Below are 20,606 nucleotides of genomic sequence, written 5' to 3'. Positions count from 1 at the left end.
GAGCAACAAACAAACTCAAAATCCATGGGCTGTCATTTCAAATCATCTTGAGGCAAAACAGTCCCTTAAATTTTTTCTTAGAGATCAACTTCGCTCAGTTCCCGGGTCATATGGTCAAAGGGTTCATCGATGAAGGCTGTATTGGCGATACCTGCAGCTGCTGCCATGTCTTTAATCGCCTCTTTGAGAAACTGAATCCCCCGCACCGTCGGTGCAATGGGCACACCTAAAGAATTATAGGTTTCTCTGAGCCCCTGGAGTACCCGCTCGTTGAGGACATCCATATCTCCCGCGATGAGGGCATAAGTGCCATAACGCAAGTAGTAGTCCATATCCCGCAAACAAGCAGAGAAGCGCCGAGTCGTGTAGGCATTGCCCCCGGCTAAGAGTAGCTCAGGCACCGCTTCAAAGAGGTTATTGGCGGCAGCTTTCACGAGATCTGCAGATTGGCTATTGATCATCGCGGCCACGGCAATTCGGTCGTTCCCCGAAGCGAAGTAGCTTTTGAGGTTTTCGATGGCATCACGGTCAAAGTAACGCCCGGTAGTATCGTAATTTCTGATCAGACTTGTAACAGCGTCCCGCATTAAATTTTCTCCGAACAGCAGTTTTATTAAGCGCGTTTAGAAAAGATCACCCCAGGGGGATGAAAAGCTTCGTTTTATATTGACATACTCCCATGACTGACGTACATGGACTTTTCCCGTTGGGCAGTTGACTCTAGGACAAACCCGTATTACATCGCCCAGGGAATTGGAGGATGTCTGCTCCCATGTAATTTTATACGGCATTTATAATCCCAGGTTTCGGGGCGTGCTGATTACATTTCTTTAAAAAAAATAATAAAACGGCCCTAAATCTGAGAAGTAAAAAGGTTTGGGTTGGGGAACCCTGCCAAAATTTTGCTCTTCGAGCAGGGTAATGGCCGAGGGGGGATTCTACTTGGCTGGGCGATCGCCAAACCATTTAACGGTTGAAAATTTCGACGGGCTCTAGGGCATCAGCCGGGGTAAACCCAAAGATTTGACTATAGAAATAGAATTCACTGTCCAGGGCTTTTTTGATATTTTCAGCCTGGCGAAAACCATGTTGTTCTCCTGCAAAGGGCACATAGGCCACGGGTAGTCCCTTGGTTTTCAGGGCATCAACCATCATTTCGGCTTGGTTGGGGGGCACCACTTTATCTTCTAGTCCTTGGAAAAAAATGACAGGGCAGGCCAGTTTTTCTGGGAAATGAATTGGCGATCGCGCGACGTATTTATCTTTTTCTTCAGGGTATTTCCCGATCAGGCGATCGAGATAGCGGGCCTCAAATTTGTGGGTGTCGGTGGCCAAAACTTCTAGATCTGAGATGCCATAGTAGCTGGCCCCTGCTTTGAAAACATCATGGAAGGTCAAGGCGGCAAGGGTGGTGTAGCCGCCAGCGCTGCCCCCGGCGATCGCCAATTTTTCCCCATCGGCTAACCCTTTTTCAACCAAATATTTTGCGACATTGACGCAATCCTGGACATCGACAATGCCCCAGTTACCATCGAGGCGCTGGTGGTAGGCCCGGCCATAGCCCGTACTGCCGCCATAGTTCACATCCACAAAGGCAAAACCCCGGCTCGTCCAATACTGAATCCGCAGATTTAAGCTCGCCGAAGCCATGGCCGTGGGGCCGCCGTGACTTTTTACCAGTAGGGGCGGGGCCGTATCACCTGGTGCTTGGAAATCTTGGTTAGTCGGTGGGTAATACCAAGCGTGGGCAATTTGACCATTGGCGGTGGGAAAGGCGATCGCCTGGGGTTCAGAGAGGTAACCAGGGTCAACCTGTAGAGTACTGGCTTCCTTGACCCGGTGACTTTCGCCATTGAATAAATCATGGGTGACCACCGCCGTGGGCTGGGTTGCAGAGCCACCAATAAAGGCGATCGTTGTACCCTGAACCTGGAGATAACTAATGGTGCTGTAGGGCAAAGGGATCGGTGTCAGGGCACGGCGCAGGGGATTGAGGGTGGCTAGCTTCCAAGTGCCCTGGTCGTTGTAGGTGCAGACCAGGGTTGTTTCATCAATAAAGCCGAGGATCGATTCCCCAAAGACCCAATGGGGGTAACCAAATTCGGCCTTGGCAGGATAAATGGCCTCAACGGTACTGCTGTTGTAACAATACAGGTTCCAATAGCCGCTGCGATCGCCACTGAAATATAACGTGCCTCCAGGGGACCAGCGGGGTTCAACTACTGATTCGCCATGGCCCCCAGCCACTAAGGTTTTTTCTGCGAGACGTCCATCCCTTTCGATCGCCGCGATCCACAGTTGGCTATCGTCCCAGGGCATATTGGGGTGATCCCAACTGAGCCAGGCGAGGGTTTGGCCATCGAGGGAAAGGCGGGGTGAGCTGTAGAAATCATTTCCTTCAATGAGGACTTGAATTTCTCCAGAATCAAGGGCGATCGCCACCAGGTCATTTTTCGGTTCCTGGCCAGCAGCGCTGTGGTCCTCACTGACGCAGATCAGGCGGTTATGGGCCAGATCAAGGCTGAAATCGGCGTAACGGCGTTGATTTTCTGGGGTTAGGGCTTCGGGATCTTGTCCCGGGGCTTGGCGATATACCAGGCGATCGCCGTCATTGGAAAAATACACTGTCCCGTCGGGGGCAATCAAAAACGCGCCGCCGCCATATTCATGAACCCGGCTACGGACATTAAAACCAGGCGGTGTAATGTCCGTGGTGCTACCATCGGCGTTCCGTTTCACCAGGACGTTGCGCCCTTTTTCCTGGGGCCGTCCTTCGAGCCAATAGAGGCTATCCCCAGCCCAGGCCACGGCCCCCAAACCAATGCTGCTGGAGACAATTAGATCAGAGGTAATGGGCGATCGCCAAGCACCGTATGCTGCAATTTGGGGGGTAGCCATGGTAAACCAAGGGTAGAAAAATTCAAACTAACCACTACTCTACTGGCTGGGGGCCCTGTCTCACAATTGCTACGGGGTTGTGCAAATAGAATCTACCACCTCGCATCCTGACCCAAAATCACTACAAACATCCACCGCAGCGGCTTCGGCGGTGGCAACATCAGCCCCCCAACCACTGCCATAGGCTTCTGGGCCCATGGCGATCGCCCCGCAAGCATTTTGGAACCAGACCAGCGCTTGACAATCACCGGATTCGGCAAAAAATTCACAATCATCCACGGCGGCCTGTTCTGCCTCTGCTTGGCTTGCCACATCAATGACATAGCCATATTCTCCGGTGGCTTCCGAAAAGGCGATCGCCCCAAACAGGACTCCATCAGTGGGAGGCGTACTGGGAGGTGTCGGTGTCGTTGGCGTGCCTGGAGATTCCCCAGGATTTGGCGTTGACGGGGGATTCGGGTTTTGGGGATTGGCAGGTGGTGTGACCCCAGGCGTCGGATTGGCGGGCGTCACCTCTGGCTGTACCACCCTAGTGATGGGTTGCCGCTGGGCCACCCGATAAAGTTGATAGCCCCCCAGTCCCAAGACCGCCAGACCAACGACTAAGCCCCAGGGATTGCCGCGACCTTTTTTTCCGGTGGTGGGCGCTACGGAGGAGGTGTATTGTAGTTCTTCCGCGACTTGGTAATACTGCGGTGACCGTGCCCCAGAGGGAATTTCCGTGGGCGGCGTACTAGAAGGGATGCCGACTGGATTAGAAAGGCCATTGGGAGAACTGACGGGGGCAGTGGCAATGGTCGAAGCGACAATGGTCGGCAACATTTCTGGCATGACTTCCGTTGCTTGATGATTCGGGGCGATCGCCACCAGGGCCGCCTTCATCGCCTTGGCCGTCATAAACCGTTCCTTTGGGTTGGGCTTAATGGCAAAATTCAACACCGCCACAAGATGTTGATCGGCGATCGCATCGCTCGGCCAAGTCAGATCCCCGGTGATTGGATCATGTTGGAGATCCTGGGGAGGCAACCCAGTGAGTAAATAAACCATCGTCAGGGCCAAAGCATACAAATCACTCGAAAATACAGGACGCCCCGATGCCTGTTCCGGTGGCATAAACCCCGGTGTCCCAATCACGATCGAACTCTTTGGTGTGGCCCCACTACTCATCATTTGGGTACCCATGATCTCCCGAACAGCCCCAAAATCAATCAAGACTGGTTTTTGATCCACAGCCCGCAGAATAATATTTTCCGGCTTAATATCCCGATGGATAATTTGCTTCGTTTCAATAAAATCTAAAATATCTAAAGTATCAAGGAGAATTTGCCGGACAGTCTCAGCCGCTTGGGGGCCCTGGGATTTCAACAAAGCCTCTAGGGTCTGGCCCTCGACATATTCCTGTACCAAATAAAATTTGCCATCTTCTTCAAAATAAGCATAGAGGCTCGGAATTTGTGGATAACTCCCCAATTCCTCTAATAGCACCGCCTCCCGTTGAAACCGTTCCTGTACCAGACGATAAATCGCGGGTTGATCTTCGAGGGGTCTGAGCTGCTTGGCCACGCGGATGGGCAGGGAAGGCATATAGCCATCTTTGACCAAGTATGTGACGCCAAATCCGCCACTGCCTAACTCATGGAGAATTTGATATCGACCAGAACCGATTGTCTGTTGCGTCATGGCTTCAGAGGAATAGTGGGACATCCAAGGCTAACCGCCTACCCTAGATGTTTTCATCATAGACCTAGATTTCCCCAGTGCTGAGGGGACTTTTCAAATCCTTAAAATTGCGCAATTTTCGTCAATTGCTCCTAAAACCAGCGGCCTCCCTGGAAACGCCACAGGGGAAACAAAATGCGCATAAGACTTTGGGAGGCGATGAAGACCCCAAGCCACACCGACCCGTAGTGGATCGCAAACCAAATTACAGAAAGATCTTCTGTTAAGGGTAATGTGAAACCGAAGATTGGGGGCAAGCTGTAGTGGAGTATCAAGACAAATAACCCTTCCCATAGGGCGGCTAACCATTGTAAGGCGGCGGGCCAATCTTGATCCCAGCGATAACTTTGGAGGTAAATGTATAGACAATCCCAACCACAACCAAAGAAGGTGATGTAGCCAAGAATTGCCCAATAAGTAGGGCCTGGGGGATTGTCCCAGAGTCCCTCGGCAAAACAGAGGGTCAGGAGAGCGCCAACGGTTCCCATCAGGAGCAGTCGAGTTTGCCAGCGGCCAAGGAGTGTCGGGGTCATGGGGCTTGATGGTTAACCCATTTCAACCATTGATTAAAGGAAGCAAAGGGATGGAGGGGTTTAATCTGGGGGGATTTTTCCCGCACTAACGCCTCTACTGATTTTAAGGCAGAGTATTGCAACCCAAGAAAACTATCGACAGCAGCATGGGGCCCCCCAAAGGTGATCGCCCCGGCGGCATACATGCGTCCGGATCGGTTGCGCATTTCTGGTAATTCAAAGTCGTTGTTGACCCCCAGACGACCGAGGGCATTGAGGGGTAACTGGTAGTGGGTGACGAGATCGTTTAGGAGGGGGGTGGCCTTGACTTTGCCGTCCAGGCCAGTGGCATCGATGATGTAGTTGGCGGTGAGGCTGAGTTCGCCGGCGATCGCCTTTTCCCGAATCCGGGTTAGGGGACGGCCCTGGCCATCGGGTTCTACGGCCATCACTTCCCCAAAGATTACTTGGTACCAGCCTTTGTCAAGGCCCGTTTGGATGATGGTGCGCCAGTCTCGGCGATCGGCGGTGGTGGTGCCACCCCAGTCGGCGATGAGGTTGAGGCGCTCTGGGGGAGAGGCGGCTTCGAGTTGTTCTCGTAATGTCCCGCCCCAACAGGCTTTGGGCCAATTGAAAGGCTGCAGTTCAAAGTGATTTTTCACCGCTCGCTGGGCGCGGCCAAATTGGTTGCCTACGGGTTTTGGCGATCGCATCAGGTGCAAGATTGAAATGTTGGGATTTTTTTTCCGGGCTTCGTAGAGCCGCTGGATCACCCGGGAAGCCACAATGCCCCGACCTCGAATCAAGACAGTGCCCCCCTGCCGTTCGAGGGTGCTGTACACATGGTCATGGTTTTCGTAGGCATTGACGACGCTTTTAAAATCACCTGTTTTTTCGCGGTACTCCTGGAGATCGGGTAAAAATTGGATCACGGGATAACCTGTACAGAGGTGCACATAGCGGCTAATGACTAAGGCATGGCGACCCTGACTGGCAGAATAGGCGATCGCATAGCGGCCATCATCGGTTTTGCGGATCGCCCGCACCCGCCCAAAGCGATAAATATCTGGCCAACCGATCCGCTGGGTTTCCCGGTCGATCGATCTAAATACATTGCCCGACCGGGGAGTGTAGGTTTCGGCAAAGGTCGGCTCCCCAAATACCTGCCACAGATATCCCATTGCCTCCGAAAAATGACCCTGCAAAAAATCATGGTAAGCCTCCCGCAGGGCGTAGCTGGGCCAGCCCCACAAATTGTCCGGACAGGAGTCTGAGTTTGACCGGAGCCGCTCATGGGCCGGAATTTGAGAGTTTAGACAAAGCCGTTGGTAGCGTCCATAGGGTTTTTCTTCTAAGCCTAGGGCGCGAATGTGTTGCCTTGGGACACCGTAAATTCTTAAAAAATCGACCCAAATATAACTGCCGAGGCCCGCTCCAACGGCGAGGTAATCAATTTCTTCTACGGGCGATCGCGTCGCATACAGAGCCTGGACATTGACGAGGTGCTGCTGAAACTCAGCCGGCGGAAAAGTTGGTGTTATTCCTTGGTTTTCCTTGACTGCCGCCTCTGGGTTGGGCGTCCCCGGCACTTGAATAAAGGAATCACTGGCTCGGCGGTTTCCAGGCTGAGGGTTAGGGGTCGTCGTAACTGTAATTTTGTAGGGGCCAATCTGAATGGTATCCTCGTGCTTTAGAAGGCTTTGGGTCTGGCGCTGGCCATTGACTAAGAGGCCATTACTACTGTTTTGGTCAGCGATCCACAGCTGATCGCCCTGGGAAAAAATGAGCGCATGGTACCGGGAAACCTGGGAGCTATTGAGCGTCACCTTGGCGACAGACGGGTGGTTAGCCAGGGCCGCTGGCATGGAGTTGGGATCTCGCCCAAGGGCAATGGGAACCCTGAGAGCGAGGGTCCCAACATCATTTGTTGTCGGATCTTGCCAACTTAGCCAAACCTGCTGCAATGTCGTCATGCCGGGCGATCGCCACTGTATGTTTAATAAGCGTCCTGAAGTTCATAAAAGTCCGGCGAAACATAGTCCTTGCGCAAAGGCCAACCGATCCAATCTTCCGGCATCAAAATCCGCTTCAGATTGGGATGTCCCTCGTAGACAATGCCATACATATCGTAGCTTTCCCGTTCCTGCCAGTCGGCCCCTTTCCAGATCCAGTACACCGAAGGGATCACCGGATTTTCCCTGGGCAAAAAGACCTTGACCCGGACTTCTTCCGGTGCAGTGACGTTATCACCGACCTTGATTAGGTGATAAAAACTCACTAACTCTTGCCCTGGCCCCAGATCATAGGCCCCTTGGCACTGGAGACAGTTGTAGCCAAAGGCATAGAGGGCCGTACAGAGGGGGATGAGTAAATCAGCATCAACCTTGATGATTTCGATGCCTGCATGGTCTCGTTCAAGGGAAACATGACTAAACCCGTTTTCCGTCAGAAGTGCAGATACTGGGCCAGCTTTGACAATGGATGTGTCTTCGGGAGTGGGGGTTTGATTTTCTTCTGCCATGGCTTAGGCCTCGTCTCTTTGTTTTGCAGTGAGCAGTGCAGGGGGCACTGGCATCCCCATTGCTTCCGTTAGGGTCGCAGGGGGATTATTCCAAGTATCCAGACCGAGATACTTCCCGGTAAGGATCGGCTCAACCACTTTCATATTGTGGGTCGTGCTGTAGTAGCGGTGGGTCTGCTCTGTTTTGATCGAACGTTCTTGGATAGTTTCGTTCGAAACTTTCTTGCGCAACTTGATGATCGCATCAATGATCGCTTCGGGGCGGGGCGGACAGCCGGGAATATAGAGATCGACAGGAATCAATTTATCGACTCCCCGGACAGCAGTGGTGGAGTCGCTGCTGAACATGCCGCCAGTGATCGTGCAAGCACCCATGGCGATCACATATTTAGGTTCAGGCATCTCTTCATAGAGGCGCACAAGGGCTGGGGCCATTTTCATGGTCACTGTCCCTGCCACGAGTAACAAATCTGCCTGGCGCGGGCTAGACCGGGGCACAAGGCCAAAGCGGTCAAAGTCAAAGCGGGAACCTAGGAGGGCAGCGAACTCGATAAAGCAACAAGCCGTGCCATAAAGGAGGGGCCAAAGACTGGAAAGACGTGCCCAGTTGTACAGATCGTCAACGGTGGTGAGAATGACATTCTCGGACAAATCCTGGGTGACCTGCGATCGCCCCATCGGGTTAAGCAGTTTTTCGGTTTGCTGTTGTTCAAAGGATGTGGGATTCATGACCATTCAAGGGCTCCTTTTCTCCAGGCGTACACAAGGGCAATGACGAGAATTGCGATAAAGATTAGGGCTTCCACAAAGGCGAGGAGGCCCAATTGATTGAAAGCAACGGCCCAAGGATAGAGAAAGACCGTTTCCACATCGAAGACGACGAATACAAGGGCGAACATGTAATAGCGGATATTGAACTGAATCCACGCACCGCCAATGGGTTCCATCCCGGATTCGTAGGTGGTTTTACGTTCAGGGCCGCCCCCTTTGGGACGCAGTAGTTTTGAGGCCGTGAGGGCAAGGATCGGGACTAGGCTACTGACGATCAGAAAGCCTAGGAAGTATTCATAGCCGGAGAGGACAAACACTGGTGTTGTAATACCTCGCAGTTCTTTGACTTGAAGTTTTTGTCTTATTCAGTATAAAACCTATATTGACTTGATTCTGGATTCAACAGACGAAGTGTGCTGCCGCCAGCGCTACTTCTTCGTTTACGCCGACTCTCCTCCAGGCGATCCCAAAGGGCGAGAAAAGAGCGTTTAACAAAATTCCCGTCAGTTTAGCTTTCTCAAGAGGGCCGCCGGAGGGCCGATTGATTATTGCGGAGCCATCGTGAATAATGTTGGGTGATTCAACCGCAGCCCCCCAAATTCCGTGTTAGACATCAAACTCCTCCGCGAAAATCCTGCCCTTGTTCAAGAACGTCTTGATGCCCGTAAAGCGGGAGAGTATGACATCCAGCCAATTCTTGATCTGGATATCCAACAACGGACCCTCGAAGGCGATCGCAGCCAGCTCCAGGCCCGGGGGAACGAAATCGGCAAACTCATTGGCCAAAAAATTAAAGGTGGCGTTGATCCCAGTGGAGAAGAGATTGCAACCCTCAAAGCAGAAGGGAACGAAATTAAGCAAAAGCTGGCCGATCTAGAACCCAAAGAAAAAGAACTCAAAACCCAGATTCAAACCCTCCTCCTCGCCCTGCCGAACCTACCCGATCCCAGCACACCTGTGGGGGCGAACGAAACCGAAAATGTAGAGGTGCGCCGCTGGGGAGATGAATATAAGCCAAGCAACGATCAGATTTTGCCCCACTGGGACATTGGGGAACAGCTCGGTATTTTAGAATTTGCCCGGTCGGTAAAGGTGGCCCAGAGCCGTTTTGTCAGCCTGATCGGGGCTGGGGCTGCCCTCGAACGGGCTTTGATTAACTTTATGTTGGATCAGCAGATCGCCGCTGGCTACGTGGAAGTGATGCCGCCAGTATTGGTAAATAGCGACTCTCTAATGGGTACGGGGCAGTTGCCCAAATTTTCGGAAGAAAGCTTCCGGTGTGCCGACGATGACCTCTGGCTCACCCCCACAGCGGAAGTGCCCGTGACGAACCTTTATCGCGATGAAATTCTAGAAGCAGACAATCTCCCCATTTACCACTGTGCCTATACCCCTTGCTTTCGGCGCGAAGCAGGTAGTTATGGGAAAGATACCAGGGGGCTAATTCGCCTGCACCAATTCAATAAGGTGGAACTGGTGAAGTTCGTGCACCCAGAAACGTCGGCGGCGGAGCATGAAAAATTAGTGGCAAATGCTGAAGCAATTTTGAAGGCGTTGCAGTTGCCCTACCGCGTTCTCGAACTCTGTAGTGGCGACCTCGGTTTTGGGGCAGGTAAATGCTATGACCTCGAGGTATGGCTCCCTTCGGCGGGTACTTACCGGGAGATTTCTAGTTGCTCGAATTTTTATGATTTTCAAGCGCGGCGGGCCGGGATTCGCTTTAAGGAGGCGGGTAAAAAAGGTACCCAATTTGTGCATACTCTAAACGGATCTGGTTTGGCGATCGGACGAACCATGGCGGCAATTCTTGAAAATTATCAACAGCCCAACGGTACTGTTTCGGTTCCAGAGGTGTTGCGGCCCTATGTAAAACGGGATTTTTTGTAATGGTGTCTGTTCTGGAATTTTGTCGATAAGATAGGGCCAAACGGGTTCATCTTGAAAGGATGCTAGGTCATCCTCTGGTGTTGTGAAATGCTCGATCGCCAAGTCTAAACAGACCGCTGGGTTTACCTTGTTTGAACTGTTGGCGGGCTTGGGTATTGTCGGTATTTTAGGGGCGATCGCCTTTGGGAGTTTCCTGGGAATAGTGGAGCGGGGCCGGGTCAATGAAGCAGCCAATGTACTCCGGGGTCTAATCCAGACTTCCCAACGGGAAGCGATCAAAAAAAGTCGCGATTGTATTATCAACCTGCCCCCAAAGCAGACTCGTAATCCGGTAATTTCGTCGAACTGTGCGGTGACAGGCGATCGCCAACTGCGTAATGTGGCGATTCAATACAACCAAACCAATCAAATTCACATCAATCACCAAGGTCGTTTTAAGCAACGGCGTACCATTGTGATCTACAGCAACAACACGGATTATAAACGTTGCTTAGTGGTCTCTAACTTCATTGGCATGACTCGAACCGGTCGCTACACCGACTCGAATGTCGCCACAGTCAGCGCGGATTTTTGCCAAACAACAAACACTTAAGCGAACCGGCAAATCTACAATAAACAGATATTTTTCTTTTTCCATAACGATGCAATATTGGCTGATCAAATCTGAACCGAGTGAATACAGCTTGGCTGACCTTGCCGCCACCGGGCCAGAGCTTTGGGATGGGGTTCGTAACTACCAAGCCCGCAATTTTTTGCAACAGATGCTCAAAGGCGATCGCCTCTTTTTTTATCACTCCAACACCAAACCCCCTGGCATTGTTGGCCTCGCCACCGTCAACCAAACTAACCTCGTCGATCCGACGCAATTTAACCCCGAGAGTAAATATTTCGACCCCAAGGCGACCCCCGAAAAACCCCGCTGGTACACCGTTGAGGTGAGCTATCTGGAGACTTTCCCGCAGACCATCAGCCTCGATCAGCTGAAAGAAAACTTTTCCCCCGAAGAATTTGCCGTGGTGCGCCGGGGCAACCGCCTCTCTGTGATGCCTGTCGCTTCAAGCATTGCAGAGCAGCTTCTCGCCATGGTGTCTCGATCCTGAAGATGAACCCAAAAAGGTAAGCAGACAAAAGGGGTAAAAGGTGATTCCCAAACCCTTTACCCCGGAACGCTTTAATTTTTTTGATTACTGAAAGTAAGCCATGCTTTAATTTTGGCCTTGCACCTGGAGGAGATGGACGGAGCCAGCGGGAATTTCTACAATCCGGAGGCTATCGGGAGAGCCCATCCCAGAGATGATGCCCACCGCTGCTCCGAGGAAACCGAACTGTTGCTGAGTGCGGATATTTGTCCCCGTTGCTCCAGCGATCGCTGTGCTGAGGTTGCCCCAAACGGCGCCATTTTGTCTGGCCATTTCCTGGGCGGTTCGCTGGGTGACCGTACGCCCCGGAATCATCGTGCTGCTCTGGGCTTGGAGATTGACCACTTGACCATTGACGATAATCGAGTCAGTCACGAGGATCGCGCCATCTTCGTGGGGCTTCACACGCAGGGTGATGGGGGTATTGGCGGGGGCGAGCAGTTCCCCGGTCGGAGTACGGAGATCTTGGAATAGGGGCAGGGTGAGGGGATAGTCATCTTTTTGACCCACATCTACCACCACGGCACTGGGGAAGTTCACCAAAATAGCTGTGGCAGGGGTTAACTGAGCCGCCAAGGACGTTGGCATCGCAGGGGAGGGATGGTGAAGATTCCCCTGGACGGTGCCCTGGTGGTTGGAGGAATGGGAGCTGGGGGCGATCGCCACAGCTTGAGAGCTTCCCTCAAGGGAGTGGGTCTGGGCTTCAAGACCTGCAAGGCGGTCTTTGAGCTGTTGCAATTGAATTTCTAGGGACGGTTCAGCGGCTTGGGGGTTAGCAAAGGCGGGCGTCGTCGTGCCCATCACGAGAAGAGAGAGGAAAGGAATTGCGGCGGATTTGACCAGGGTGTTGAATAGCATGGCGGGTATTCCAGTAAAACAGTGGGCTTCGAGGGGTGGGGGAGAATCATCACCTTGCCTCGATGGGGGGTAATAGTGACTGGAATTTTGAACTAATGCAGTTTTATTGATAGCGGACAGTGAAGTTGTTATCTACGGGCAATGATGTGCCTGGATAGCAACTGGGAAAGGGCACAAAACGCTGTTCTAGGGCACGCACATGGCTGAGCGCAGCTTGGTCGAGGTTGGGAGCACCGCTGGATCTGACAATTTGGAGATCCTGCACCCGGCCCTCCCTGGTGAGCAGATAGGTGACTTCGGTGCGCCAGACCCCGGGGGAAGGTGGATAGGGGGGACGCCAGGTATTTCCCATGGTGGCCTTGAGATTGGCGAGATAAACATCTACTTCTGCTTGGCAACTGGCAGTTAATTCGGGCATGTTCTGGGGATCGGTGCCAGGATGCTGCCCTGGATCCCGGAGGGCGACCAGGTGGTTAGTGATGTCTTGGGAAATGGGTTGAGGAGTTGGGGAATGGGTCCAATTATGCGGATTTAAGAATTCTTGGAGTTCTAAGGAGTCGGCGATCGCCGCGGCGGGGTCAAAAGATTCAGTTTGTTCTTGACCATTGGCTAGTCTGTAATAAATCTCCCCAGCGCGGAGGATAAAACCCTGGGGATGTTGGGCCGAGGTGATGCGGATTGCCCCCTGGAGCGTCTCAACGGCTTGAAAATTGTCATCGGTCACCGCCCGTAACAAAATTGCCTCGTGGCTTTCGGGTTGAATGGTCAGGGCCATGGCTATTGCTGGGGTTAGGGCAAGCCCTTGATCTTTGGGATTAGCCTTGGTCTGCTGCTTGGGAGCTGTGGTTCCAGTCCCCAGGCGGATGCCATCGATGCAGCCTCGCTGTTCTCCCCGTCGCCAACTGAGGGTGATCCGTCCCCCAGCAACAACGCAGGGAAAACGATACTGGGTTTGTTGTCGGTCGGGGCCCGCCTGGAGTAGCAGGCCAGCGTAGCTTTGGCCGCCTCCCAGAAAAGCAAGTCGGGCGAGGGAGATATTGTTTCCTGGAACGATGAGGGCCTGGTTTTGGCTTGCGAGACGGCTGCCCACTTGGGCGGGGTTGGGGCGCTGGTTACCTGTTTGGAGGAGGAGGCGATCGCCTTGGAGGGAGACGATCTGGCTGGCGCTGGGGGTACTGGCCCGGAGCAGGGGCGTCAGACCTAGTAACCCAAAAAGCGTGAGATGAACGAACGCAATCGGTTTAAAAAGTTGCATGGTTAGTACCGGGAAGAATTTGGCCTTAGTTCTGGGGATGTATCTGGATCAAGGCTGGCAGGGGGGGGATCGTTGGGCGTGCCGTCGGAGTTCTCTGGTTCCGTTTCCGTGGTCGGCGGGAGGCCTGGGAGCGCAAATTGACAACGCTCGAGCTCTTGAATAAAGTCCTCTGCCCATTGGCGCAGACGGTCTTGTTGCGCCCCATCGAGGGTTGTGGCCTGCCCATTATTGACCTGATTTAAAAAAGCGTAGGGATTATCCGTAAAAGCCCAAATTTCTGGGGCGATCGCCTGGGCTTCCTGGATAAACCTTTGCAGGGTTGTGAAATAGTTTTCACAAAGACCGCCATTGCTCCCGGTGTTCGAGGGATATCCCGTCGGGGGTTGACGGTCTGGGGTTCTCGGGGGAGTCTGCTCTGGGCCGCTGGCATGGGTATCCCCTGGGGCAGTCCAATTGCTGGGATTGAGAAAATCTTGCAGTTCTGGGGAATTAAGAATCGCTGCGGTATTGATCGGTTCTACCTGGGGGCTGGCAGTTGGATTGCTGCCATCGAGACTATAACGTTGACCAGGCTGGAGGGTAAACCCTTGGGGGTGGGCGGCCGAGATCAGGTTGATTTCCCCTTCGAGGGCATCAACAATTTTGCGATCGCCAATGGTGCGGGCCTGGAGGATCACCGCATTGTCATTAGCCGGTTGAATAATAATCCCTTCCATGTTCTGGGGGGCTGTTTGTTTCGTGCTCTGTTTATGGTGTTTAGCCCCAGAGCGATTCGGACTGAGATGGATCCCCTCTTCACAACCGCGATTGTTGCCCTGGCGCCAACTGAGGGTCACCTTGCCGCGACTGACCACACAGGGAAACTGATAATGGGTCTGCTGTAAATCTGGGCCCGCCTGGACCACTAAGCCCGCATAGCCCTGGCCACCCCCCACAAAGGAGAGACGGGCCAGGGAATAATTATTGCCAGGAATCAGGAGGGTTTGGTTACGGCTTTCGAGGCGATTTCCCACCCGAGCGAAGGCGGGTCGTTCACTGCCGCGCTGGATCATCACATAGGTCCCCCGCATAGAAACCAATTGACTGGCCTGGGGGGTACTGGCCACAGTTAGGGGGGCCAAACCGAGGCAGCAAAGGCTCAAGGCAAGGGCAGTATTTCGGGGGTTCATCGCGGGGTCTCCTTTAAAGTTTTAAAATTTGCGGGTATTGGACGGAATATTACTGGTAGGGGTCGGCATCCCTAGGGGCTACTTGACAGGCTTTGAGGCGATCGCCAACCGCCCCATAGTCACCGACGAAAATCGTTTCTGTGAGGGTGCGGCCAGCGAGGGGCGTACAGGTAGGGGCATTATAAAAGGAGCGATCGCCATAGAAGCCGCACTGTTGATCGCTGTGGTCACGCCAGAGGGTTTCAATGGCTTGCAAAAGTGGACAGGGCAACTGTTGGGCTTCGGTGCTGTGGTTGATCTCCCCGTCCTGATTGAGATCGGCATTTGCTCCCTGGGGACGTAGCAGTAGACGATAGGTTTCCCGGAGTGCCCCAGCGGTATATTGATCTTCATAATCCAACAAATTCGTCGCCGATTTCAGGTTGCCAAATTCCCCTTGGGCTAGGGCCATTTCAAGCGTGGGTAATTGTTGCTGCTGGATTACTTCCACCAGGCTGGCTTGGGCATTTTCGGCGAGGGTTTGGAGCTGCTGCTGTTGGGCCGTCGCTAAATCAGGCCGCGTCTGGAGCTTGGTGATTTCCTGCAAAATTTTCTGGTAATAGGCGATCGCCAAGTCAAATTCCCCCCGCCGCTGTCGCCGCTGGGCTAGGTTGAGAAAACGGGGTAGATCCCTGAGGAGAGTGGGCGTTGTGGCGGCGCTGTTGATCGATACCGTCTCGATGATTTGGAGCGATCGCTGCCGCTCCCACCAGGTCCAGCCCCCCGCCAAAGTCAGCAATACCAAAGCCACCGAAGAGAGCACTGCCAGCTTTTGGGCTCCCCGCCGGATCCGCCGTTCCTGGTCTAATTCTCGCTGCTGCCTAAGGGCGATCGCCGTTTCTTCTTGGGTGCGTAAATCCAGCCCCAAATTGATAAAAAAGCGCTGGACATCACTGAGGCGATCGGGACTTTTATCAAGCCAAAACTCTGCTTCCACCAAGGGCGCTTGGCGCAATAGGTAGCCATCGCTGTTGTTGTGGCTTTCCCATTGTGCAATGGCGTTGTTTAAACGGGTTTGCCAGCGCAAAAAATCGGCATTATCGGCAATCCAGGTCTGAAGACGGTGCCAGTGACGAATCAGCGCTTCATGGACAATTTCCACCGTTTCTGTGCCCCGAATCGAGTCGCGGTTGGTGGTGAGTAAGCGCTCTGAAGCTAACTGCACTGCCAGCGGCCAATTCTGAATTTCTGTTTTCGGTAGAATGCGCCGGGTCGCCTCCACCCCTTCCCGTACTTGGATCAGCTGTAAAAAGAGGGCCTGCACCTGGGGTCGCTGGGCAGGGGCTAGTTTCCCGTAAACCTGTTCGGCATAATCCCGGAGGGCGGCGGTGATTCCCCCTAATTTGTCGTAGGCAGCATGGGTGAGCCAGCCCTGTTCCTGATGGGGCCACAGTTGGGTGAGGGCAAATTCGAGGAGGGGTAAATTGCCGGCTTGATCCTGCACTTCTGTGACTATTTTTTCCACTAAACCCGGCTCAAACCGCACCCCCATCAGGGCCGCTGGTTGGGCGATCGCCTGATGGAGATCCTCACGGGAAAGGGGCAGCAGAAATTCTGGTTCATGCTTTTGCCAGAGTTTCCCCAGGCCGGGATGTTCTAGCACTGGACCCACGCAATCGGCCCGCAGGGTCAGTAGCACGACAAACTGGGGCACTTCTTCAATGGCCGCCACCAACAGATCTAAAAATTGTCGTTGGCTCTCCGGGCTATTAAGGGTAAACAGTTCCTCAAATTGATCGATGATCAAGAGGCGGCGCGTTTGCCCCGGTTGAGTTTGGGAAATCATCCCCAATACCGCGACCAAGCTTTGGGGATCTTTTTGGAAACTCTGGCATATCTCTGCCTCTGTCAGATCAGCCCGCCAAGCGGCCACAACATGGGCCAACCTGGCCAGGGGGTTGTTTTCCGGACGCATCACCTGGATCGCCCAGTCATAGCGCGAGTCTTGACGTAATCGAGGCAGCAACCCCGCAAACACCAGGGACGATTTACCACTGCCAGATGCTCCCACCAGCGGTAACAGCGGTTGAGTTTGGAGTCGTTCTCGCAACTGTTCTTGCAGGCTCTCCCGCCCGAAGTAAACCGCCGCATCCTGCTCTTGGAAGGTATTTAAACCGCGATAGGGACAGGGGGGGAGGCCACCGAGCTGCAACCAGGTGGGGGGCAAGAGGGCACTATTCTGACAAATGATCGGTAACCAGGCGGCCCCAGGATAATCATTTTCGAGCCCTTGTAGTTGGCGCCGGGCCTGTTTTACCGCCTGATAGAGGGGCAGTTGGGCGATCGCATAACCGGCGAGAAAATGTTGAAAAAAGTCCTGGGCGACTCGATTAGGCACGGGTTCACGCATCACGATCGTCACGGGAATTTGGAGATTGCCTAAACTATTGGCCAGACCCAAGCCATCACAGGAGTTAAAAATCGCCAGCTGCAAACCCCGTTCTAGGGCCGTGCGCAGGGCTTCCTGTAAATGTTCCAGGGTTAAACTGCGGTGCTCTGGCCCATCGTGGAGATAGAGGCGGCCCGTTTGCTGTTCTGTCTGGCTGTGGCCTGCGAAAAATAAAATATCCCAGCCTTGATCGTCCCAGAGGGCCGCATCAAATTCCTGGCGAGAAGGTTGCGAGAGAAATTGCACTTCCGCATCGGGGACGGCTGCTAATTGCTGTTTTTCGGCGGCCAGATCGATGCCCTGGCTACTGCCGAGAATCGCTAAAATGCGCACCCGTTGCCGTTTTTTCTGGGGGGCGATCGCCTTGGGCCGATAAAACTGGGGCTGACTAAGGGCCACCTCCGCCAAGGGGTAATCCACTAAAAATTGCCAACCCTGCCAGGGCAAATGGTGCAGATGCGCGTCATCTGTCTGCAAAATTAACCGCAGGGGCATGTCTGGGGAAAGATGCGATCGCAGCGCCTGGACAATCGGCGTAAACCCAGGGCTGAGGAGCCATTCATTCAGTTGCCGCTGCAGCCGTTGGGACAGGTCCTCAAAACTCACCTGGGATACATGGGTCACGGCATCTGCTTCGATTTCAAAATCATCGTCGTCATCGTCAAAACTGCGCAGGCCTTCCAGATGTCGTTGCCGTCCCAGTTGCAGCCGTTGGGCGAGGGCCAGATACACCGTTTGCCATTGTTGTAGGCTATTGAGCAGGTCTGGAAAAGGCGGGAGTTGCCCAATGAATTGCTGGGGTAAGGGGGCATCGAGTTCCCAGATTTGGGCAGTCACCCCCAGAAAGCCTGTCGTTAAGCTCCCCCGACCAAAGGCGAGGGCAATGGTGACGCTCCCATCACTGAGCCAGTTAAATTTCAAAGGTTTCGTTGACGGTGCAACCATCGCCGCTCACCTCCACTTGGAATACTTTACCGGGGACGCCCTTAAAGGGTTTAAGTTGGATATAGCTGTCTTGCTGACGACTGGTGACAGTTTGCAAAGCTTTGCCAGATTTAGACTTGAGGGAAATACTCAGGTTTGCCGGGAGATAGGCCGCTTCAAAGGGGAGAAGCCGGGCTTGGATCCGAAATTTATCGTCTTCGGCGGGGGTCAGAGTCACGAGTAAAACCACCTGTTGATTACCCACGCTGAGGCCAAGGTCGAGTAGTTTACCGGCTTGGACATCTTCACTGAGGTTACGGGTGGCAAAGGCCAGTTGTGCTTCGGGGACCATCAGCTGATCGAGGGCTTGCCAACCTTGTTCCAACAGACCATCTACCCAATTTCCTAGTTTTGTTGCGGTTTCACTAATCTGGGCTTGGAGGTGAGCAAAGGCATTTGTGGGGAGAGAAATGGCGGCTGGGGAAAGGTAACGGCAGTCGGCGAGAAAGTGATTCAGCTCGGCATCGAAGTGCTCAAGGCTAAGCTGATAGTAACCATCCCGTTTAGGAGAATTACGTAGGCGATCGCCCCGACTGATACCCTTTAAAATTACGGTTTCAGCTTCTTCATCCACCTCGACAATGCCGTAGAAATGGGCAGCGAGTTCCGGCTGTTCAATAGATGCCTGGGGCCACAGCACCTGTTCGTCGAGGTAGTCACTTTGGGCCAGGAGACAAACCCTAAAGCCCCCCACGGTCACATAGGCCACCTGGGACAGATGGGTGAGATCCCGTTGGGGACGTTTTTCCGGCAGGCGATCGCCTAACCATTGTTCAAAGGCGATCAACCCAAGCCCATTGAGATAGGCTTGCCACTGGTCAGCTTCGGACAAATTCCCATCAGGCCAGGTTTGGACGAGGGCATAGTCAAGCTCGCTGAGGGTTATTTCTTCGGGGATGAGTAGGCGGAATTCAGATGGGGTGAACATTTTGGGGCTCCTCGGCGTCGGGCAAGATTAGAGATTAGTTCGGGGTGATATTGGGGAGATAATGCTTAAGTTTTTGGGCGTAGGCACTATCGAAGCGACGATTCTTACCGCTACGGATTTCAGCGGCGGCTTCGGCAAACAGTTCTTGGTCTACAAACTGGTCTAGTTGCTGGCAGAGGGAACTTAGGTAGTTGGGTTCCGGCTCGGCACTGATAATTCCCTTTTGGCGGGCGAGGTCAAGGAGTTTGGCAAGGAGCTTTTCGGTGGTTTGGCGGCGCACCTGGTTGAGCAGATCGCCTGGATTGAGAATGCGACGGGCTTGATCCCAGCTACTCATCCCCAGTTGGGGGGCGATCTCCGCGAGGGATTGGGCCTGGACATAGTAAAGAGATAGTCCGGTGAAATAAAGCTCGGCAAAGGGTTTGTAGCGTTTACTTTTGGCGAGCTGCTGTTGTTTTTCTGTAAGGCTATGCTGGAGACTTTCTTCAAAGGCGATCGCCAATTGCCTGTGGAGAAATTGCTGCAATTCCCGTTGTTCTAAATCCCCTTCATCAAAGCTTTCCTGGGGCAGATCCCGCCTGGGGGCATAGTCGCCACTTTCGGCATCGTAGGTTTCTAGGCTTTCGCGCGATCGCCACAAATCATATTGGCGCAACTGTTCGGCGAGGCGCTGCAAATCCCGGAGTAATAGCTTCGGTTCCCGGCTCGGATAACCCTGTTCTAAACAGTAGCTGTCTATTTCTAAAAGTTGCGCTTCGGTGGGCGGTTTGCACTTGCTGCGCTGGTTGGCCTGACAACGGCGATCGCGGCGGTATACCCCATGGAATCCTTGGAGGAGGGTTTGGTCAGCGGGGGCGAGTTGATCAAATTGAGTTTTGCGGGCGCGGTTTAACAAAGCCCAATCTGTTAAATGTTGAAAGCCAAATTCCGAGAGAAAGGCGCGAATCTCTGGATGTTGCTTTGTTTTCAAAAAAGCCCAGTTTTTCAAACTGAGTTTGTTGTCCCGCTGGGCTCCATAGGATCGCAAAATTTCCACCCCAAAGATCTGAAACTGGCAGGGATGGAGGGCATTATTGGGGCTCAGTTGGACTTGATGACTATCCGCAGCTTCGTCAAGCAGAATCAATTTTTGACCGTCATCATTGAGAGCGAAGGGCAGTAATTCTTGATAGGTAAAATTCTGTTGGGCGCTAAATAGACTGGCCAGCCGCTGACAACTCTGGAGAATTGGTTGGGATACATAACAACGCAAACACAGCCCCGCTAAAGCTTGCCCTTGTAAGTCCCCTTGGCGATCGCGAAAAAGTTGCAGCAGTTGCTTGGGGAGTCCCTGACTATCTAGCTTGGCCTGGTTTAACCAAGTTTGGGCCGTGGGCAACGGTATCTGATGATAGCCCTGATGCCGTTGGAGACTGATGCGATAGAGATGCCAATACTGCTGCGGATAACTCATGACGCCCTAAGGTTCTCCCAATTAACACAAACATGCATAGCGGTTTCTTTTTAACTACCATTATCTCGCCGTCATACATGTTAA

General features: G+C 53.3%; 17 protein-coding genes. 3 read left to right on the top strand and 14 right to left on the bottom strand.

The features are described from left to right. Nucleotides 1–77: 77 nt before the first annotated feature. The 8 genes from apcB to ndhC form a co-directional block, all read right to left on the bottom strand. Nucleotides 78–587, bottom strand: coding sequence for an allophycocyanin subunit beta (gene apcB, locus ACZ45B_RS09105; RefSeq protein ID WP_024546572.1), 510 nt, complete (start codon nt 585–587; stop codon nt 78–80). A 379-nt stretch (nt 588–966) separates the two neighbouring features. After that, a complete protein-coding gene (locus tag ACZ45B_RS09100) occupies nt 967–2,898 on the bottom strand; it encodes a dipeptidyl-peptidase 5 (RefSeq protein WP_024546571.1) in 1,932 nt (643 codons plus the stop codon). A 69-nt stretch (nt 2,899–2,967) separates the two neighbouring features. Further along, nucleotides 2,968–4,578, bottom strand: coding sequence for a protein kinase domain-containing protein (locus ACZ45B_RS09095; protein ID WP_158505995.1), 1,611 nt, complete (start codon nt 4,576–4,578; stop codon nt 2,968–2,970). A gap of 131 nt (nt 4,579–4,709) precedes the next feature. Next, nucleotides 4,710–5,150 (bottom strand): hypothetical protein, encoded by a 441-nt coding sequence (locus ACZ45B_RS09090; RefSeq protein ID WP_024546569.1) that lies wholly within the window; start codon nt 5,148–5,150, stop codon nt 4,710–4,712. After that, nucleotides 5,147–7,102, bottom strand: a complete 1,956-nt coding sequence (locus ACZ45B_RS09085) for an FHA domain-containing protein (RefSeq protein WP_464674857.1) — start codon at nt 7,100–7,102, stop codon at nt 5,147–5,149. The genes ACZ45B_RS09090 and ACZ45B_RS09085 overlap by 4 nt, the downstream gene beginning before the upstream one ends. 23 nt (nt 7,103–7,125) lie before the next feature. Further along, nucleotides 7,126–7,650, bottom strand: a complete 525-nt coding sequence (locus tag ACZ45B_RS09080) for an NAD(P)H-quinone oxidoreductase subunit J (protein ID WP_024546568.1) — start codon at nt 7,648–7,650, stop codon at nt 7,126–7,128. Nucleotides 7,651–7,653: 3 nt separating this feature from the next. Further along, the gene (gene ndhK, locus ACZ45B_RS09075) at nt 7,654–8,385 is read right to left on the bottom strand and encodes a photosynthetic/respiratory NAD(P)H-quinone oxidoreductase subunit K (protein WP_024546567.1); all 732 of its coding nucleotides are present in this window, start codon (nt 8,383–8,385) and stop codon (nt 7,654–7,656) included. After that, the gene (gene ndhC / locus ACZ45B_RS09070) at nt 8,376–8,738 is read right to left on the bottom strand and encodes a photosynthetic/respiratory NAD(P)H-quinone oxidoreductase subunit C (RefSeq protein ID WP_012308340.1); all 363 of its coding nucleotides are present in this window, start codon (nt 8,736–8,738) and stop codon (nt 8,376–8,378) included. The genes ndhK and ndhC overlap by 10 nt, the downstream gene beginning before the upstream one ends. 286 nt (nt 8,739–9,024) lie before the next feature. On the opposite strand from ndhC, the gene serS reads away from it, so the two are divergent. From serS to ACZ45B_RS09055, 3 genes are all read left to right on the top strand, one after another. Further along, on the top strand, nt 9,025–10,308 hold the full coding sequence (gene serS, locus ACZ45B_RS09065) for a serine--tRNA ligase (RefSeq protein WP_024546566.1): 1,284 nt from the start codon (nt 9,025–9,027) through the stop codon (nt 10,306–10,308). A gap of 82 nt (nt 10,309–10,390) precedes the next feature. Continuing rightward, nucleotides 10,391–10,900, top strand: a complete 510-nt coding sequence (locus ACZ45B_RS09060; RefSeq protein WP_024546565.1) for a pilus assembly FimT family protein — start codon at nt 10,391–10,393, stop codon at nt 10,898–10,900. Nucleotides 10,901–10,949: 49 nt separating this feature from the next. Further along, nucleotides 10,950–11,408: an EVE domain-containing protein gene (locus tag ACZ45B_RS09055; RefSeq protein ID WP_024546564.1), complete on the top strand. Its 459-nt coding sequence runs from the start codon at nt 10,950–10,952 to the stop codon at nt 11,406–11,408. Nucleotides 11,409–11,513: 105 nt separating this feature from the next. Here the strand turns inward: ACZ45B_RS09055 and ACZ45B_RS09050 are convergent, their stop codons facing one another. The 6 genes from ACZ45B_RS09050 to ACZ45B_RS09025 form a co-directional block, all read right to left on the bottom strand. Beyond that, complete coding sequence (locus tag ACZ45B_RS09050) at nt 11,514–12,305, bottom strand: hypothetical protein (protein ID WP_024546563.1); 792 nt, start codon at nt 12,303–12,305, stop codon at nt 11,514–11,516. Nucleotides 12,306–12,408: 103 nt separating this feature from the next. After that, nucleotides 12,409–13,560 (bottom strand): TonB family protein, encoded by a 1,152-nt coding sequence (locus ACZ45B_RS09045; RefSeq protein WP_024546562.1) that lies wholly within the window; start codon nt 13,558–13,560, stop codon nt 12,409–12,411. 2 nt (nt 13,561–13,562) lie between these two features. Further along, nucleotides 13,563–14,729: a hypothetical protein gene (locus ACZ45B_RS09040; RefSeq protein ID WP_024546561.1), complete on the bottom strand. Its 1,167-nt coding sequence runs from the start codon at nt 14,727–14,729 to the stop codon at nt 13,563–13,565. Nucleotides 14,730–14,778: 49 nt separating this feature from the next. Beyond that, nucleotides 14,779–18,102: an nSTAND1 domain-containing NTPase gene (locus tag ACZ45B_RS09035; protein WP_081699679.1), complete on the bottom strand. Its 3,324-nt coding sequence runs from the start codon at nt 18,100–18,102 to the stop codon at nt 14,779–14,781. Then, a complete protein-coding gene (locus ACZ45B_RS09030; RefSeq protein ID WP_024546559.1) occupies nt 18,068–19,069 on the bottom strand; it encodes a DUF1822 family protein in 1,002 nt (333 codons plus the stop codon). The genes ACZ45B_RS09035 and ACZ45B_RS09030 overlap by 35 nt, the downstream gene beginning before the upstream one ends. Nucleotides 19,070–19,103: 34 nt before the next feature. Next, nucleotides 19,104–20,522, bottom strand: a complete 1,419-nt coding sequence (locus ACZ45B_RS09025; RefSeq protein WP_024546558.1) for a hypothetical protein — start codon at nt 20,520–20,522, stop codon at nt 19,104–19,106. Between the last annotated feature and the right edge of the window lie 84 nt (nt 20,523–20,606).

The sequence above is a fragment of the Picosynechococcus sp. NKBG15041c genome, from assembly GCF_055380235.1.
Note: the sequence above shows the minus strand (reverse complement) of the source record. Positions and strands in the feature narration are given on the sequence as shown.

Excerpts from the sequence above, each read along its gene's own strand:
- apcB (WP_024546572.1), bottom strand. The coding sequence starts at position 587 with ATGCGGGACGCTGTTACAAGTCTGATCAGAAATTACGATACTACCGGG.
- ACZ45B_RS09100 (WP_024546571.1), bottom strand. The coding sequence starts at position 2,898 with ATGGCTACCCCCCAAATTGCAGCATACGGTGCTTGGCGATCGCCCATT.
- ACZ45B_RS09095 (WP_158505995.1), bottom strand. The coding sequence starts at position 4,578 with ATGACGCAACAGACAATCGGTTCTGGTCGATATCAAATTCTCCATGAG.
- ACZ45B_RS09090 (WP_024546569.1), bottom strand. The coding sequence starts at position 5,150 with ATGACCCCGACACTCCTTGGCCGCTGGCAAACTCGACTGCTCCTGATG.
- ACZ45B_RS09085 (WP_464674857.1), bottom strand. The coding sequence starts at position 7,102 with ATGACGACATTGCAGCAGGTTTGGCTAAGTTGGCAAGATCCGACAACA.
- ACZ45B_RS09080 (WP_024546568.1), bottom strand. The coding sequence starts at position 7,650 with ATGGCAGAAGAAAATCAAACCCCCACTCCCGAAGACACATCCATTGTC.
- ndhK (WP_024546567.1), bottom strand. The coding sequence starts at position 8,385 with ATGGTCATGAATCCCACATCCTTTGAACAACAGCAAACCGAAAAACTG.
- ACZ45B_RS09055 (WP_024546564.1), top strand. The coding sequence starts at position 10,950 with ATGCAATATTGGCTGATCAAATCTGAACCGAGTGAATACAGCTTGGCT.
- ACZ45B_RS09050 (WP_024546563.1), bottom strand. The coding sequence starts at position 12,305 with ATGCTATTCAACACCCTGGTCAAATCCGCCGCAATTCCTTTCCTCTCT.
- ACZ45B_RS09045 (WP_024546562.1), bottom strand. The coding sequence starts at position 13,560 with ATGCAACTTTTTAAACCGATTGCGTTCGTTCATCTCACGCTTTTTGGG.
- ACZ45B_RS09040 (WP_024546561.1), bottom strand. The coding sequence starts at position 14,729 with ATGAACCCCCGAAATACTGCCCTTGCCTTGAGCCTTTGCTGCCTCGGT.
- ACZ45B_RS09035 (WP_081699679.1), bottom strand. The coding sequence starts at position 18,102 with ATGGTTGCACCGTCAACGAAACCTTTGAAATTTAACTGGCTCAGTGAT.
- ACZ45B_RS09030 (WP_024546559.1), bottom strand. The coding sequence starts at position 19,069 with ATGTTCACCCCATCTGAATTCCGCCTACTCATCCCCGAAGAAATAACC.
- ACZ45B_RS09025 (WP_024546558.1), bottom strand. The coding sequence starts at position 20,522 with ATGAGTTATCCGCAGCAGTATTGGCATCTCTATCGCATCAGTCTCCAA.